Origin of the sequence: Klebsiella sp. ME-303, from assembly GCF_007910085.1 — a bacterium.
Lineage (GTDB): Bacteria > Pseudomonadota > Gammaproteobacteria > Enterobacterales > Enterobacteriaceae > Klebsiella > Klebsiella michiganensis.
Genome location: NZ_VOJB01000067.1, coordinates 1 through 1,776, shown reverse-complemented (window position 1 = coordinate 1,776; position 1,776 = coordinate 1). Strand labels below are relative to the sequence as shown.

Annotated in this window: 1 pseudogene; it reads right to left on the bottom strand. The window is 57.0% G+C overall.

The features are described from left to right. A pseudogene (locus tag FQK12_RS27605) lies at positions 1–1,776 on the bottom strand (hypothetical protein); the annotation flags it as partial.

The window sequence follows — 1,776 nt, the reverse complement described above, 5'->3', positions numbered from 1 at the left end:
TCGCTGTCAGAATCCGAGTCACTGTCAGAATCCGAGTCGCTGTCGGAGTCTGAGTCACTGTCAGAGTCCGAGTCGCTGTCAGAGTCCGAGTCGCTGTCCGAATCCGAGTCGCTGTCCGAATCCGAGTCGCTGTCGGAGTCCGAGTCGCTGTCAGAATCCGAGTCACTGTCAGAATCCGAGTCACTGTCAGAATCCGAGTCGCTGTCGGAGTCTGAGTCGCTGTCCGAATCCGAGTCGCTGTCAGAGTCGGAGTCACTGTCGGAGTCCGAATCGCTGTCCGAATCCGAGTCACTATCCGAGTCCGAGTCCGAGTCGCTGTCAGAATCGGAGTCGCTGTCAGAGTCCGAATCGCTGTCTGAATCCGAGTCACTGTCGGAGTCAGAGTCGCTGTCAGAGTCAGAGTCGCTGTCAGAGTCAGAGTCGCTGTCAGAGTCCGAATCGCTGTCGGAATCGGAATCACTATCAGAATCCGAGTCACTGTCAGAGTCCGAATCGCTGTCGGAATCCGAGTCGGAGTCGCTGTCTGAATCCGAATCGCTGTCAGAATCCGAATCACTGTCAGCGTCAGAATCGCTGTCCGAATCCGAGTCGCTGTCGGAGTCCGAATCGCTGTCAGAGTCGGAATCACTGTCGGAGTCGGAATCAGCATCGCTATCCGTATCATCGGCCAGGCCAATATTAATGGTCAGCGTCGTCGTTGCCGTATCGCCATCCGCATCCGTAATGGTGTAGGTAAAGACCTCCGTTTGACCGACAGAGTCAGCGTCTCCGGTCGCGTGATAGGTGTAAGAACCATCGGCATAGATCACCAGCGTACCGTAGGCGCCCTCAACGATCGTCCCCCCCGAGCTAACCGGTTCCGCCGTTGCCCCCGGAACCGAGGTCGCAACGATGCTGGTCACAGTAATATCCGTACCGGTATCGCCGACGTCCCCACCCGCGTCCGTCTGCAGTACGTTACCGCTGATAATCGCGGACTCGTATCCTACGGAGTCGGTTACCGCCACATCCACCGCGGTCGCTACGCTGAGATTCGCCAGGAAATTCACCAGCGTCGGCAGCAGCCCGGTATTCGTTGGCGACGAAATCACTACCGTATAGTTCCCCTCCGGCAGGTCGCTGAAGCTGGCGCTACCGCTGTAATCCAGGCTGACGCCTCCCGCCGTAATAGTCACCGCATTCGACGCCAGCGCAACCACTTCTCCGGTCACCGTATTCACCACCGCGAGATCGGCCTGGAAGGTATTCGTTCCACCCAGCAGCAGCAGTAGCGTATTAATCAGCGCCGCCGAGCTCAGCGTGGTGCCGCCGGAAATATCCAGTGCCACATCCTGAGTCGTTCCACTCGCGACAGTAAAGTCAAAGTTATTACCGCTAAGCAGCGAAACATCGACCACGCCAAGCAGGTTCACGCCTGTCAGCTGGGTAATCGTACCGTTTACCCCGTCGAGATTGTCATGGTTCTCAGAGATCAGCGCGGTATTAGTATCCGCATTGGCCTGCGGGATATCCGAGTCGCTATCAGAGTCGGCATCGCTGTCTGAATCCGAATCACTGTCAGAGTCCGAATCGCTGTCCGAGTCGGAGTCGCTGTCAGAATCGGAATCACTATCGGAGTCGGAATCGCTGTCAGAGTCCGAATCGCTGTCGGAGTCAGAGTCGCTGTCAGAGTCGGAATCACTGTCGGAATCCGAGTCGCTGTCGGAGTCCGAATCGCTATCCGAGTCCGAATCGCTGTCCGAATCCGAATCACTGTCGGAGTCAGAGTCGCTGTCA